Origin of the sequence: Sphingomonas sp. PvP055, assembly GCF_040546365.1 — a bacterium.
Classification (GTDB): domain Bacteria; phylum Pseudomonadota; class Alphaproteobacteria; order Sphingomonadales; family Sphingomonadaceae; genus Sphingomonas; species Sphingomonas echinoides_A.
The window spans coordinates 1-14,609 of sequence record NZ_JBEPNS010000001.1; the positions used below are offsets into that span (position 1 = coordinate 1).

Genomic DNA, 14,609 nt, shown 5'->3' on the forward strand with positions numbered 1-14,609 from the left:
CGCAGCGTGATCCCGCCAAAGTCATGCTCGACCCGCAGCATTGCCTGATTGACGGTGGCGTCGCGGAAATCGCGATTTTCGAGACCGTAGAACGCCGACCGCTTGACCGTCCCGGTCTGCCCCCCGCGCGTGGTGATCGTACCGAGCGCGGGCGTAGTGAAGACGTTCCCCGCCGGAAGCGCGCAATTCGTCGCGGAGCAGACATATTGGTAGGGAATGCCGCTGTCGGGCAGTTCGTGGTTCTCGAGATAATAATAGCTTGCGGTCAGGCGGGTCGGCGTTCCCAGCCCCAGCGTGACGCTCGGCGCGAAGCCCCAGCGCTTGGCGTAGACCGAATCGCGTCCCGCGAACTCCTGGTCGTGCCATAGCCCCTGGAGCCGGAACGCGGCGGTATCGCTCAGCTTGACGTTGACGTCGCCGGTAACACGCTTGAAGTCGCCATTGCCGTAGCTCGCGCTCGCCGAGCCGAACGTATCGAGCTGGGGCAGCCGCGACAGGATGTTGATCGACCCGCCCGCATTGCCGCGCCCGCCAAGCGTCGAATCCGACCCGCGTACGATCTGGACGGATTCGATCGCGAACACTTCGCGCGTCTGGGACGACAGATCGCGCACGCCGTCGACATAGACGCTGCCCTGGCTGTCGAACCCGCGGATGAACGGGCGGTCGCCGATCGGGTTGCCGCCCTCCGCTGCGCCGAAGGTGATGCCGGGAACGGTGCGGAGTGCATCCTGCAGCGATGTCGATCCGGTCTGCTGGATCACCGATTTGTCGAGGACGACGATCGACTTGGGCGTATCGACCAGCGGCGCGACCTGCTTGGGGTCGCGGCGTGGCTCGCGGTGGCCGTGGACGACGATGTCGAGCCGCTGGTCGGGATCTCCGTCGTTGGCGGGCGGGGGCGGGGGCGCGTCGTTGGCGAAGGCGGGCATGCTCGCGAACGCACCCACGCAGGACAAGGCGAGGTAGGCAGGCTTTGCAGCGGCGGCACGTGACATGAAGTTCCCCCTTGATTGAGGCTTCGCTATTGCGAGTCACTCGCATTGTCAACGCTATTGAGAACTACTCTCATTGCTCATGATCGAAACGATCCAGCTTCGCAGCGCGCTTGCAAGGTTTGGCGGATCGTCAACACTGATACGGAGCGCATCGATCTGCGCTATCAGAGCGTTAAGTGGCAATTGGCGCAGACGCGCGGCATCATCGAGCGCACGCCAGAAAATCGGCTCGAGACTGATTGACGTCGCGTGCCCTGCGATCGTCACCGATCGTTTAACAGGCCCGATGAAACCGCCGGCGGGGGGAACGATCTGCATTCCCCTATGGTAGCAGGTCGGTGACCTCAAATCTCGACCGGCTCGCTCGCCTTCGTCCTTGTGCTCAACAGCCTCCGGGTAGCGTTTTTGACGATCCGCTTCACCGCCGGTTCGAGATAGCGCGTTACGCTCCAGGCGGCGGCCACGGCACCGGCTGCAACGCTTCCCACCACCACGACAGTGGGCACGCCGTCAAAATTCGTATTGCCCCATCCAATCAAGGAGACCCCGACCTCGTTATGCAGCAGATATAGGGCATAGCTGATCGAGCCAAAGAACATCACGATCCTCCCGGCAAGCGCCGATTGCAGCGCTCGCGACACCTGCGCAGTCGCGAACAGGACTACGACCAGGATCAGGACTGCGCGCTCGGTCCATTGTAGCGGGATGACGCTGGCCTGCGTCATTGCCGTCGCGATACCGAGCACGAGGCCCCAGTTGAACAGCGCGGCGCTTTTGTTTTGGCGCGCCTTGTAGAACAGCGCTCCGCTGGCAAACCAGCCGTACAGATGCATATTCATCCATTCCATCGGCTCGACAACGCGGCGCAGACTTTGGGAAACACCCATCATCGCCAACGCCGTATCCCCGGTCGACGTCGCCACTGACAGAACCACCATAGCGCAAACGGCCACCCGCCAACCGGCTGCGAAGTACAGCGCGCCGAAAACGACGTAGAATCCCATCTCCGTATACAACGTCCAGAAAACGCCATCGAGCGGCTGTATGTCGAGATGGGTGACTGCATGAAGGACCGATGGCGAAACGAAAAACAGCCCCGGTATGAGGTCCAGCCAGTTTCGCATCGGATGGGGTCCCGGCATGTCGGTAGCGGCATTGAACAGCACGAGCGCTATCGTTGCGATCAGCATCCCAGGGAAAAGGCGAAGCCACCGATGGTACAGGAACGGCCCGAACGCGCGTGATTTCTCGAGCGTCATCAGAATGACGAAGCCCGAAATCAGGAAGAACAGTTGTACGCCAACCCAGCCACGCGCCACCAACGGACTGAATATGCCGCTATTACATCCCAGGATAGCAGCATAGGTAGGCCCGCAGTAATGAAACAAGACCACCGACACGATTGCGACACCACGCAACCTATCGAGATGGTCTATCCGACCGCCAGTACTTGCCATTCCCGCTCCTGTTGCTCACGGGCGTCCCCCGACGCCGTCAGCATAACTATACAGGGTTACGATCAGAAGACGAATTGCGGTGCACCGTGCCAGGTCTTTGTAATTCCTCGTACTTCTTGATGTATAATATATTCAGCCGCCAAATAGTTTCGTTATCTTTGCAATAATCTCCTTTACCGGAAACTACGGCGTGTCGAACAACGCCGCGAGCTGTTCGATCAGCGTCCCGCCAAGCTGCTCGGCATCCATGATCGTCACCGCGCGCGCATAATAGCGCGTCACGTCATGCCCGATCCCGATCGCGGCGAGCTCGACCGGGGACTTCGCCTCGATCCAGCCGATCACCTGCCGCAGATGGCGTTCGAGATAGCTCCCCGAATTGACCGAGAGCGTCGAATCGTCGACCGGCGCGCCGTCCGAGATGACCATCAGGATCTTGCGCTCCTCGGGCCGCGCGATCAGCCGCGAATGCGCCCACAGCAGCGCCTCGCCGTCGATATTCTCCTTGAGCAGCCCTTCGCGCATCATCAGCCCGAGCGAATTGCGCGCGCGCCGCCACGGCTCGTCCGCCTTCTTGTAGACGATGTGGCGGACGTCGTTGAGCCGCCCCGGCTGCGGTGGGCGCCCAGCGGCGAGCCAGGTCTCGCGCGATTGCCCGCCCTTCCACGCACGCGTGGTGAAGCCGAGGATCTCGGTCTTGACCCCGCACCGCTCAAGCGTGCGCGCGAGGATGTCCGCGCTGATCGCCGCGATCGAGATCGGACGACCTCGCATCGAGCCTGAATTGTCGATCAGCAGCGTCACCACTGTGTCGCGGAAATCGGTCTCGCGCTCGATTTTGTAGCTCAAGGACAGCGTAGGGTTGACCACGATCCGCGCGAGCCGTGCCGCGTCGAGGATGCCCTCCTCCTGGTCGAAATCCCAGCTGCGGTTCTGCTGCGCCATCAACCGACGTTGCAACCGGTTGGCGAGCTTGGTCACCGCGCCCTGCAGATGGACGAGCTGCTGGTCGAGATACGAGCGCAACCGCACGAGCTCGTCCGCGTCGCACAGGTCGGTCGCGGCGATCACCTCGTCATAGGCGGTGGTCCAAGCCTTATATTCGAACTGCGGGGAGAAATCGGCGGGTGGGCGGTTGGGGCGGACCGGGAGCATGCCCTCCTCGCCATCGTCGCCGGGCTCGCCGTCCATGTCGTCGAGCGAATCGTCGCCCTGTTCCTGCCCTTCGCCGTCCTCGGACTCGGAATCCTGTTCGGACCCGCGCGCCTCGATCTCGCCCTGACCCTCGTCACCCTGATCGTCGCCGTCCTCGCTCTCGCTTTCCTCCTGCTGTTCCTCGGTGCCTTCATCCTCGTTCCCGCCCTCGTCCGAATCCTCGGGGGTCATGTCACCCTCGACCAGCTCGAGGTCCTCGAGCAACCGCGTAATCAGCCCGGCAAAGGCGCGCTGATCGTCGATCGCCAGCGCCATCGCATCGAGATCGCCACCGGCCTTCTGCTCGATCCAGTCGCGTACGAGATCGAGCCCCTGTAGCGTCGCGGCGGGCGGAGCGACTCCGGTCAGCCGTTCGCGCACCAGCAACCCGAGCGCAGTCGACAACGGGACTTCGTCACGCGTGCGGGCGCGCGTGATCGGGTCGGCACGCAGCCGGGCTTCCATCGCGGTGTCGAGATTGGCGGTGATCCCGGCATAGCCGCGACTCCCGAGCGCCTCGACCCGCGCGTTCTCGGCGGAATCGAACACTGCGCGCGCGACCGCCTCGCCTGGGGCGTGGCGATTGTGGATCGCGGCATTGTGGTGCCGCAGCCGCAGCGCGAAGCCGTCGGCGAAACCGCGCGCCTCGGCGACCTGTTCGGGCGGGAGCGTGCGCGCGGGCATCGGCACCTTGATGTGCTTGCCCGATTGCGTCGGGGCGTCCGCGGTATAGGCCAGCTCGATCTCGGGTTCGTCCGCCAGCGCGCGCGCGGTTCCGCCAAGCACGGCCTTGAAACGATCGAGAGGGGTATCAGTGGCCACGGTTCAACTCCGGCACGGCAATGTGCCCAGGTGCGAGATCGGGATTCGGGTGGATCGTCGCAACCGGGGCGGTGGGATTGTGGGTCAGCTTCCCAGCAACAACGCTGCCGGAAAGGTTCGAGCGGAAAGGCATGCCGAAATTGCTAACAGAATGCACGACAGAAGACGCGGACCTTGGTCAGCCTTCGATGCGCGGCGGTCCTCCGCCGCGACCCGCCATTTCGACCATGGTTTCGATACGAACCAGTCGCTTGTCGATATCGATCACGTTGTGCGTCAGCGAGGCGATGTCGCCACGCAGCGCGGCCATCTCCGTGTTGATCCGTTCGAGCGTTTCCCGGAACAGCAGAACATTCTTGACGACGCTCATCGCCTTCTCGGTGGCGGTCACTGCGGCTTGTTCGAAAAATACGCGCTTGCCTCGTGCAGCGCCGCGCGCGACCCGGCGATCGACTGTTCGATCGACTCGAACGCTGCCTGCATCTGCGGTAGCGCAGCTTCGAGCTCCTGTATCAGCGCCGTGAGTTCGCTGTCCTCCGTCTGCTCCTCTACCATGTAGCGGATCGACGCCTCGCGCAGGACATTACCGACCGAGCGACCATGTCGCGCTGCATATGCGTCGAGTTTCGCCTTCTGCTCTGGCGTAGTCAGGAAAGTCACCCGTTCGGTCTGCATCCCGGCGCTCCTCTTTCCGCAATTATGCGGTTTTCGCCGCGCTACGGCAATACGCGCCGGGAGGGACTCACAACGGAATGTTGTCGTGCTTCTTCCACGGATTCTCCAGCGCCTTGCCGCGCAGCTTGCGCAAGCCCAGCGCGATCCGGCGACGAGTCGAGTGCGGCTGGATCACCTCGTCGATGAAGCCCTTGCTCGCGGCGACGAACGGGTTGGCGAAGCGCGCTTCATATTGCGCGGTCTGCTCGGCGATTTCCGCGGGCGTGCGGCCGCGGAAGATGATCTCGACCGCGCCTTTCGCACCCATCACCGCAATCTCGGCGGTCGGCCAGGCATAGTTGAGGTCGCCGCGCAGATGCTTGGACGCCATCACGTCATACGCGCCGCCATAGGCTTTCCGCGTGATCACGGTGATCTTGGGGACGGTCGCCTCGGCGTAGGCGAACAGCAGCTTGGCACCGTGCTTGATGATGCCGTTCAGTTCCTGCGCGGTCCCCGGCAGGAAGCCCGGCACGTCGACGAAGGTGACGATCGGAATTTCGAACGCATCGCAGAAGCGCACGAACCGCGCCGCCTTCTTGGACGAATTGATGTCGAGGCACCCCGCCAGCACCATCGGCTGGTTCGCGACGAACCCAACGGTACGCCCCTCGATCCGCCCGAAACCGGTGATGATGTTGGCGGCGTGCGTCGGCTGAACCTCGAAGAAATCGCCTTCGTCGACGGTCTTCCGGATCAGCTCGTGCATGTCGTACGGCTGGTTGGCGGACGCCGGGACCAGCGTATCGAGCGACTCCTCGAGCCGGTCCCACGGATCCGACGACGGCCGCTCGGGCGATCCCTCTCGGTTCGATGCAGGCAGGAAATCGATGAAGTCGCGCGCGGCGAGCAGCGCCTCGATGTCGTTCTCGAACGCGACATCGGCGACGCCCGACTTGGTGGTGTGCGTGACCGCGCCGCCGAGTTCCTCCTGCGTGACGATCTCGTTGGTGACGGTCTTCACGACGTCCGGGCCGGTGACGAACATGTAGGACGAGTCCTTCACCATGAAGATGAAGTCGGTCATCGCCGGCGAATAGACCGCGCCGCCCGCGCATGGCCCCATGATGAGGCTGATCTGCGGCACGACGCCGCTGGCGAGCACGTTGCGCTGGAACACTTCGGCATAGCCACCGAGCGAGGCGACGCCCTCCTGGATGCGCGCGCCGCCGCTGTCGTTGAGGCCGATCACGGGCGCGCCAACCTTCATCGCCATGTCCATGATCTTGCAGATCTTCTGCGCGTGGCGTTCGGACAGCGACCCGCCGAACACGGTGAAATCCTGGCTGAAGACGAACACCAGTCGCCCGTTGATCGTCCCCGATCCGGTGACGACGCCGTCACCCGGAACGATCTGGTCCTGCATCCCGAAGTCGACGCAGTTATGCTCGACATACATGTCGAGCTCCTCGAACGAGCCTTCGTCGAGCAGCACGTCGAGTCGTTCGCGCGCGGTCAGCTTGCCCTTGGCGTGCTGCGCGGCGATGCGCTTCTCACCCCCGCCCAGCCGCGCCGCGGCGCGCTTGCGTTCCAGTTCGGCGAGGGTCGAGGACATGGCAACTCCTAAGGATCGGCTTGAACACCCGGTTGCGGGTTCTTTTCGCGTTTTCAGGGCAGAACGCAACACCGTGCCATTCACGCCAACGATGCCCGATGCCGATTGCGACCGCCAGCGACAGCGCTATACTCGGGCAATACACAGAGAGGAAATCGATGCGTACCATGCTCTTGCTTCGTCTATCGACCGCCGTCGCGCTGGGGGCGTTGACGTCCCCCGGCCTCGCGAAGACCGACCCGGTGCCGGCCGCAACCGGCGCCCGTTATGGCACCTTCGGGATCGACCTCACGACGCAGGAGAAGACGGTAAAGCCCGGCGACGATTTCTGGACCTTCGCCAACGGCGGCTGGGACAAGCGCACGCAGATCGCGCCGGATCGCACGTCCGCCGGCTACGGCGTGGTGTTGACCGACGAGGCCGAAACCAACGTCCGCAAGATCCTGGACGATGCCGCCGCCCACCCCGCCGCAGTCGGCGCTGGCGCGAAGCAATTCGGGGATCTCTACGCAAGCTTCATGGACGAGGCCGCGATCGACAAGGCCGGGGCGGCACCGCTCGCGCCCTATTTCGCGAAGATCGACGCGGCGAACGACCGCGCCAAGCTGCAAATGCTGTTCGCGACTCCGGGCTACGCAAGCCCGGTCGAGATCGGCCAGCTCCCCGATCCGAGCGATCCGACACGCTATACGGTCGGCACCGGCCAGGGGTCGCTCGGCATGGGCGGGCGCGATTACTATCTGGAGGCCGGTCCGAAGTACGACGCATACCGCACCGCCTACCGCGCCTATGTCGCGCAGATGCTGACACTGGCGGGGCTTCCTGACGCGGGCGCGCGCGCGGACCGGATCGTCGCGCTCGAAACCGCGATGGCGAAGGTGCAATGGTCGCCGGTCCAATCGCGCGACCTGATGGCGATGCTCAAGCCGATGACTGCGGCACAGCGGACCGCGCTTGCGCCCGAATTCGACTGGCCGTTGCTGCTCCAGACGTCGGGCTATGGCGATTTCCCGGTGGTCATCATGAGCAACTCGACCGCGCTGACCGGGCTCGGCAAGATCTTCGCCGAGACCCCGGTATCGACCTGGCAGGACTGGATGAAGTTCCGCTTCGCCACGGCGGCCGCGCCGATGCTGCCCAAGACGTTCGACGATGCGACCTTCGCGTTCTACGGCAAGACGCTCAACGACCAGCCGTCGCAACGCGCGCGCTGGAAGCGCGGGATCGCAATGGTCAACGGCACGATGGGCGAGGCGATCGGCGAAATCTACGTCAAGCGCCACTATCCGCCCGAGAGCGAAGCCAAGATGGGCGAGTTGATCAGCAATTTGCGCGCGGCGTACAAGGACCGCATCACCGCCAACGGATGGATGGACGCCAAGACCAAGACTGCGGCACTCGCCAAGCTCGCCGCGTTCGATCCGCGCGTCGGGCATCCGGTCAAGTATATCGACTATGCGTCGCTCCAGGTCGTCCGCGGCGATCCGCTCGGCAATGCGATCCGCGCGGGCGAGTTCCAGCATCAGCTCGATCTCTCGCGGCTGAAGGCCCCGGTCGACCGGACCTTGTGGGAAATGACCCCGCAGACGGTGAACGCTTATTACAACCCGCTGGCGAACCAGATCACCTTCCCCGCTGCGATCCTGCAAGCGCCGTATTTCGACCCCAAGGCTGATGCCGCGGTCAATTACGGGGCGATCGGTGCAATCATCGGGCATGAGATGGGGCATGGCTTCGACGATCAGGGGAGCCTGTTCGGGCCGACCGGCAAGGTCGAGAACTGGTGGACGCCCGAAGCACACACTGCGTTCAAGGCGCGCACCGCGGCGCTGAGCAAGCAATATGATGCGTATGAGCCGATCCCCGGCGTCCATGTGAAGGGCGCGTTGACGCTCGGCGAGAACATCGGCGATCTCGGCGGGGTGGAAACCGCCTATGCCGCCTATCAGAAGTATCAGGCGAGCCACGGCAAGGCCCCGGTGATCGACGGGCTGACCGGCGACCAGCGCTTCTTCCTATCCTACGCGCAGGCGTGGCAAGCCAAGGTGCGCGAAGGCGCGGCGCGGTCGCGGTTGCTGACCGACCCGCATTCGCCGCCTTATTACCGGGTCAACGGAATCGTCCGGAACGTCGATGCCTGGTATGCGGCGTTCGGCGTCAAGCCGGGGGACAAGCTGTATCTCGCGCCCGCCGAGCGCGTGCATATCTGGTAGGCGGGAGGGGATGGGCTGGACAGGTTTGCGGCCAAGTCGTACGTTCAGCCCATGGCCCAGATGATGATTTCCGTGCCGGATTCGCTAGAGGACTGGGCGAAGCAACGTGTCGCCGAAGGCGATTTTGCAAATACCAGTGCTTATGTTCGCGACTTGATGCAGCGGGATCTCGATGCGGCGGCCGGGCTTGCCTGGCTTCAGGCGGAAGTCGCGAAGGGCTTTGCTTCGGGGATCGACCCTCGACCGGTCCAGCAGATATTCGCCGACATCAGAGCCAAACACTTGCCAAGGAATGCTTGATCTCAAGGTCGCTGCCGAGGCGTCGGCCGATCTCGATGAGATTCTGCGTTTCAGTATCGAGAGTTTTGGTGAGGATGTCGCAGCGAAATACTTCGACATGCTCGAACACGCGATCTTGCGACTGCGGGAATACCCTGAGTCCGGTGCGCTGGTGCCGGACATCGCTCCGCCGATCCGGTCCACCACGGCAGGAAGCCATCGCATCTTTTACGATCGCACGGGGGATCTTCTGACCGTCCGCCGCGTGCTGCATCAAGCGATGCGCACGCGGGGTCGATTGTAACGGCCAGCAGCCCCTACCGCAGCAGAACCAGCTCCTCCGCCATCGACGGATGCAGCGCGACGGTCTGGTCAAAATCGTCCTTGGTCAGCCCCGCCTTCACCGCGACCGCCGCCGCCTGCAGGATCTCGGGCGAATCCGGGCCGATCATGTGGAGCCCGAGGACCTGCCCGGTCTCGGCATTGCACACCATCTTGTACAAAGCGCGCTCGTTACGGCCGGCCAGCACGTTCTTCATCGGGCGGAAGTCGGACATATAGACCTTCACCGAACCGAACTTGTTCTTCGCCTGCGCCTCGGTCAGCCCGACGCCTGCCATCGGGGGATGGCTGAACACCGCCGAGGGGATGTTCTCATAATCGACGCGGTGCGGCTTGTTGCCGAACATCGTGTCGGCGAACGCCTGCCCCTCGCGGATTGCGACGGGGGTGAGCTGCACGCGGTTGGTGACGTCGCCGACCGCATAGATGCTGTCGCAGGTCGACTTGTTGTCCTCGTCCACCACGATCGCGCCCTTGTCGTCGAGCTCGACGCCTGCGCTCTCCAGCCCGAGACCGCCCGTGTTGGGCGCGCGCCCGGTTGCGAACATCACGCAATCCACGTCGATCGGCTCATGCCCGGTCATCGAGACGCGCAGGCACCCGTCGGGCTGCTTCTCGATCCCGCGGAACTCGGCGTTGAAGCGGAAATCGAGCCCCTTCATGATCGAGATCTGGAGCAGTCGATCGCGGATCGATTCATCATAGCCGCGCAGAATCTGGTCGGTGCGGTTGATCAGCGTGACCTTCGCGCCGAATTCGTTGAAGATCCCGCCGAATTCGTTGGCGATATAGCCAGCACCAGCGATCAGGATGCGCTTGGGCACCGCGTCGAGGTGAAATGCCTCGTTCGAAGTGATCCCGAGCTCGTGTCCCGGGCATTCGGGGACGATCGGCGTCGCACCGACCGCGATCAGGATCTTGCCCGCGGTCACTTCGCGTCCGTCGCCGAGCTTGACCGAATGCGGACCGGTGACGGTCGCGCGGTCGAGGATGATGTCGACGCCGTTGTTGGTCAGCGTGTCGGTATAGGCGCCGTTGATCCGGTCGACTTCCTCCAGCACATTGTCGCGCAGCCGGATCCAGTCGAACCCGAGGTTCTCGGGCACGTCCCAGCCGAAACGACGTGCGTCCTTCAGGTCCTCGGCGAAATGCGCACCATAGACGAGCAGCTTCTTGGGCACGCAGCCGCGGATGACGCAGGTGCCGCCGACGCGATATTCCTCCGCCACCGCGACCTTCGCGCCATGCGCCGCCGCGACCCGCGAGGCGCGCGTGCCGCCCGAGCCCGCACCGATGACGAAGAGGTCGTAGTCATAGTCAGCCATGTCTTGTCCTTCTGCAGCCGCCAAACACGCAGCCTTTAAATCTCTGTAAGCCACCACCCCCACCGTTCGTTTCGAGCGAGGTCGAGAAGCCTGCGCTGTGCCGGGTTTCTCGACTTCGCTCGAAACGAACGGATCGGGGCAGTATTGCGTCTCGCTACCGCTGCCCCGCCCGGCGCATCGGCATCGCATCGATCGTCGCGACCAGCGTGGCGGCGTCGATCGGCTCGGACCGGCGCAGCGCGGCGTGGCCGTCCTTGCCGACCAGCACCACGCCGAACGCCGCCCGGGGCAACCGCCACCGTTCGCGCAGCACAGCCGCGGTATCCGCCGCGCCTTTTACGGTATCCCCCGTAAGCTCGACGACCGTGACGTCGCGATCGGCAAGCGCCTTGGGCATTCCCGCCAGCGCCGCATCCTGCGCCACCTTGCGCGGATCGGCTGCGCTTGGGGCGGCGACGATCAGCACCCGGCGCTGGTGGCGCATCTCCGCCACCGTCATCGAAGCCATCATCGCCGCCAGCACGATCATCCGAACGCGCGCTTCATCAGGTCGGTGGTCGACACGTCGAACTCTTGTCCGCCCGCATCCGCCGCTTTGGCCATTTCCTTGCCGAGCTCGACCCCGAACTGGTCGAACGGGTTGATCCCGATCAGCGTGGCATTCACGAACACGCGCTGTTCGTAGAACGCGATCAGCGCGCCGAGCGTCCGCGCGTCGAGATCGTCGAGCAGGATCGTCGACGACGGCCGGTCACCCGAATAGCTGCGCGCGGCATCGTCGTTCGGACGGCCCTTCATCAGCGCGGCACCCTGTGCAAACGCATTGAGCAGCAGCTGGCGATGGTGATCCTCGGCGAGCGTGTCACCCGGCTCGATCACCGCGACGAACTCGACCGGCACGAGATGCGTGCCCTGGTGGAGCAGCTGGAACACCGCATGCTGCGCATCGGTGCCGACGCCGCCCCAGGTGATCGCCGCCGACGGGCCCGTGAGCGGTTCGCCATCGATCGTTACGCCCTTGCCGTTCGATTCCATCTCGAGCTGCTGGAGGTAGGACGGGAGCAACCGCAGCCGCTCGTCATAGGCGAAGGTCGCGCGCGTCTCGGCGTGGCGGTTGTGCGTGTAATACAGATCGGCGAACGCCGCGAGGACGGGCGCATTGTGCGCGAGCGAGGTCTGGCGGAAATGGCGATCCATCTCGCCTGCCCCCTCAAGCATGTCCGCGAAACAGTCCCAGCCGAGCGCAAGCGCCGCGGGGAAACCGATCGACGACCACAGTGAATAGCGCCCGCCGACGCTGTCGGCGAACGGCAACACGCGGGTTTCATCGACACCCCATTCGACCGCCTTGTCGGGGTCCGCGGTCAGCGCGATCACGCGGCCATAGACGTCGTCGACGCCGCCTTCGCCCATCCACTGCAACACCGATTCGGCGTTGAGCATGGTTTCCTTGGTGGTGAAGGTCTTGGACGCAACGACCAGCAGCGTAGCGGTCGGATCGAATTTCGCGAACGCTTCCTCGAGCGCGCAGCCATCGACGTTGGAGACGATCGCGACGTCGTAGCGGCCCGATTCGCGGCCTAGCGCATCGACCAGCAGGTCCGGCCCGAGCGCCGAGCCGCCGATGCCGACGTGGAGCACGTGGCGGATCTCGCCGAGCGCGCCGCCCTCGATCGCGTCGATCAGCGCGCGCATCCGGGCATGGAGCACCCGCGCGGCCGCGACGTCGTCCTCCGACCCCTCGCCCCGTTCGGCGACATGCGTCGCGGCGCGGCCCTCGGTGGTGTTGACGATCTCGCCCGCGAACAACGCTTCGCGCTTGCCGCTGAGATCCTGCGCCTTGGCGAGTGCCTCGAACGCGGCAACCGCCTGTTCGGTCAGGTGCGTCTTGGAGAAATCGAAGTGCAGCCCGGCGACGTCGACGCTGAACCGCGCGAGCCGATCGGCGTCCTCGGCGAACAGGGTTTCAAGCCGGGGGCTGGGAAGCCCTTCGATCGCGGTCCAGTCGGCTGCCATGAGTACCTCGTCTGCGTGTTAGGGTGGTTCGATTCCCGGTGTAGATCGCCCTAGCGTCACCCAGTTACAACCGCCAGCTTGACGACACGCTCCGTCCCCCGCAAACCGCGCCGCATGGCCGACACCGAACAGACCCCCGCCCCGATCGGCAAAACGCGTCCCCGCACGGCGAAATCCGAGACGCGCGAAACGCTGAGCTTCTTCCTCAAGCTCGCGATCGTCGTGTTCGTGTTCCGCAGTTTCATCTTCGCGCCGTTCAGCATCCCGTCGCAATCGATGCTGCCGCGGCTGTACATCGGCGATTACCTGTTCGTGTCCAAGTGGAACTACGGCTATTCGCGCTGGTCGCTGCCGTGGGGCGTGCCGCTGATCCCCGGTCGGATCCTGCCGCGCGACCCGGCACGTGGCGACGTCGTCGTGTTCCGCGGGCCTCCAGGCGAGGATCATGACGTGATCAAGCGCGTGATCGGCCTGCCCGGCGACACCGTCCAGATGCGCGGCGGCCAGGTGTTCCTCAACGACAAGGCGATCCCCAAGGTGCGGATGCCCGACTTCACGATCCCGCTGTCGCCCAATTATCCCGGCGGCACGGAATGCCCTGCCGAATTCATGGACGCCGACGCCGCCGGCACGCCGATCTGCCGCTATCGCCAGTTCCAGGAAACGCTTCCCAACGGCAAGAGCTACGCCGTGCTCGACCGCGGCGAGATGCCCAGCGCCGACGACACCGCGGTCTACAAGGTGCCAGCGGGGCACGTCTTCGTGATGGGCGACAACCGCGACGACAGCGGCGACAGCCGGTTCGATCCGCCGCAGGGCATGGGATTCGTCCCGATGGAGCGGATCGAGGGCAAGGCGGTCGTCTCGTTCTTCTCGACCGATGGTTCTGCGAACTGGCTGCTGCCGTGGACGTGGTTCAGCGCGGCGCGCTGGTCGCGGATCGGCGCGGGGTTTTGAGCCGTCCCGATGACTAAGCCATTGCAGGATTGGGTCGCCGAGCATTTTGGCCACCGACCGGTCGATATCGTCCCGTTCGAGCGCGCGCTGACACATGGCAGCCAGGCCGCCGCGAATTACGAGCGGCTCGAATTCCTCGGCGACCGGGTGCTGGGGCTGGTGATGGCGGAATGGCTGTTCGAGCTGTTCCCGAAAGAGCCCGAAGGCGCCTTGTCGAAGCGGTTGAATGCGCTGGTAACGGGCGCGATCTGCGCCGACGTCGCACGCACGATCGGGGTGGTGCCGTATCTTAAGCTCGGCAAGCAGGCGCGCGACGATGGCGCGGCGGACAGCGCCAACGTGCTCGGCGACGTGATGGAAGCGCTGATCGGCGCGGTCTATCTGGAAGCAGGACTGGACGGCGCGCGACAGGCGGTGCGCAGCTGCTGGCAGGATCGTGCGAGCCGGCAGCTGGCGGCGCCGCAGCACCCAAAATCGGGGTTGCAGGAATGGGCGGCGTCGCACAACCGCAAGGCGCCGACCTATGAAGTGCTGGAACGCTCCGGCCCGCATCATGCGCCGCGCTTCCGGGTGAAGGTGACGCTGGGAACGTTCGCGGAAGCCGAGGCGGAAGGGAGTTCGAAGCAGGAAGCCGAGACCGCCGCGGCGACCGCGTTGCTGGATAAGCTGCGGGCGTAAAGGCCAAAAGCTTCCGTTCGCCCCGAGCGCCGTCAGAGGGCAGCGCGCAAAACATGGCG

At 64.5% G+C, this 14,609-nt stretch carries 15 protein-coding genes; 5 read left to right on the plus strand and 10 right to left on the minus strand.

Annotated elements, in window-relative coordinates:
* From ABIC16_RS00005 to ABIC16_RS00035, 7 genes are all read right to left on the minus strand, one after another.
* Positions 1 to 998, minus strand: a 998-nt coding sequence (locus tag ABIC16_RS00005; RefSeq protein ID WP_354289582.1) for a TonB-dependent receptor, incomplete at its 3' end; no start/stop codon positions are given.
* A gap of 54 nt (positions 999 to 1,052) precedes the next feature.
* Complete coding sequence (locus tag ABIC16_RS00010) at positions 1,053 to 1,316, minus strand: ribbon-helix-helix domain-containing protein (RefSeq protein ID WP_354289583.1); 264 nt, start codon at positions 1,314 to 1,316, stop codon at positions 1,053 to 1,055.
* A gap of 26 nt (positions 1,317 to 1,342) precedes the next feature.
* Positions 1,343 to 2,455 carry an acyltransferase family protein gene (locus ABIC16_RS00015; RefSeq protein ID WP_354289584.1) on the minus strand — a complete coding sequence of 371 codons (1,113 nt, stop codon included), beginning with the start codon at positions 2,453 to 2,455 and terminating at the stop codon, positions 1,343 to 1,345.
* 183 nt (positions 2,456 to 2,638) lie between these two features.
* On the minus strand, positions 2,639 to 4,471 hold the full coding sequence (gene cobT / locus ABIC16_RS00020; RefSeq protein ID WP_354289585.1) for a cobaltochelatase subunit CobT: 1,833 nt from the start codon (positions 4,469 to 4,471) through the stop codon (positions 2,639 to 2,641).
* A 178-nt stretch (positions 4,472 to 4,649) separates the two neighbouring features.
* The gene (locus tag ABIC16_RS00025) at positions 4,650 to 4,862 is read right to left on the minus strand and encodes a hypothetical protein (protein ID WP_354289586.1); all 213 of its coding nucleotides are present in this window, start codon (positions 4,860 to 4,862) and stop codon (positions 4,650 to 4,652) included.
* Positions 4,859 to 5,146, minus strand: coding sequence for a hypothetical protein (locus tag ABIC16_RS00030; RefSeq protein WP_277968838.1), 288 nt, complete (start codon positions 5,144 to 5,146; stop codon positions 4,859 to 4,861). Before ABIC16_RS00030 ends, ABIC16_RS00025 begins: the two co-directional genes overlap by 4 nt.
* Positions 5,147 to 5,213: 67 nt before the next feature.
* Complete coding sequence (locus ABIC16_RS00035) at positions 5,214 to 6,740, minus strand: acyl-CoA carboxylase subunit beta (protein WP_354289587.1); 1,527 nt, start codon at positions 6,738 to 6,740, stop codon at positions 5,214 to 5,216.
* A 158-nt stretch (positions 6,741 to 6,898) separates the two neighbouring features.
* On the opposite strand from ABIC16_RS00035, the gene ABIC16_RS00040 reads away from it, so the two are divergent.
* Genes ABIC16_RS00040 through ABIC16_RS00050 form a run of 3 tightly spaced genes read left to right on the plus strand, consistent with a single transcriptional unit; the run spans position 6,899 to position 9,536 of the window.
* Positions 6,899 to 8,953: a M13 family metallopeptidase gene (locus ABIC16_RS00040; RefSeq protein WP_354289588.1), complete on the plus strand. Its 2,055-nt coding sequence runs from the start codon at positions 6,899 to 6,901 to the stop codon at positions 8,951 to 8,953.
* 60 nt (positions 8,954 to 9,013) lie between these two features.
* A complete protein-coding gene (locus ABIC16_RS00045; protein ID WP_354289589.1) occupies positions 9,014 to 9,253 on the plus strand; it encodes a ribbon-helix-helix domain-containing protein in 240 nt (79 codons plus the stop codon).
* Positions 9,246 to 9,536 (plus strand): type II toxin-antitoxin system RelE/ParE family toxin, encoded by a 291-nt coding sequence (locus ABIC16_RS00050; RefSeq protein ID WP_354289590.1) that lies wholly within the window; start codon positions 9,246 to 9,248, stop codon positions 9,534 to 9,536. Before ABIC16_RS00045 ends, ABIC16_RS00050 begins: the two co-directional genes overlap by 8 nt.
* A gap of 13 nt (positions 9,537 to 9,549) precedes the next feature.
* On the opposite strand, the gene gorA is transcribed toward ABIC16_RS00050, so the two are convergent.
* From gorA to pgi, 3 genes are all read right to left on the minus strand, one after another.
* Positions 9,550 to 10,899 (minus strand): glutathione-disulfide reductase, encoded by a 1,350-nt coding sequence (gorA, locus tag ABIC16_RS00055; RefSeq protein WP_354289591.1) that lies wholly within the window; start codon positions 10,897 to 10,899, stop codon positions 9,550 to 9,552.
* A gap of 154 nt (positions 10,900 to 11,053) precedes the next feature.
* Positions 11,054 to 11,428, minus strand: coding sequence for a DUF4174 domain-containing protein (locus tag ABIC16_RS00060; protein ID WP_354289592.1), 375 nt, complete (start codon positions 11,426 to 11,428; stop codon positions 11,054 to 11,056).
* Entirely contained in the window at positions 11,425 to 12,915 is a 1,491-nt protein-coding gene (gene pgi / locus ABIC16_RS00065) for a glucose-6-phosphate isomerase (RefSeq protein ID WP_354289593.1), read from the minus strand. The genes ABIC16_RS00060 and pgi overlap by 4 nt, the downstream gene beginning before the upstream one ends.
* Positions 12,916 to 13,029: 114 nt before the next feature.
* Here pgi and lepB point away from each other — a divergent pair, with 114 nt between their 5' ends.
* Both lepB and rnc read left to right on the plus strand, forming a co-directional pair.
* Complete coding sequence (gene lepB, locus ABIC16_RS00070; RefSeq protein ID WP_354289594.1) at positions 13,030 to 13,872, plus strand: signal peptidase I; 843 nt, start codon at positions 13,030 to 13,032, stop codon at positions 13,870 to 13,872.
* A 9-nt stretch (positions 13,873 to 13,881) separates the two neighbouring features.
* The gene (gene rnc, locus ABIC16_RS00075) at positions 13,882 to 14,550 is read left to right on the plus strand and encodes a ribonuclease III (RefSeq protein WP_354289595.1); all 669 of its coding nucleotides are present in this window, start codon (positions 13,882 to 13,884) and stop codon (positions 14,548 to 14,550) included.
* Positions 14,551 to 14,609 lie beyond the last annotated feature (59 nt).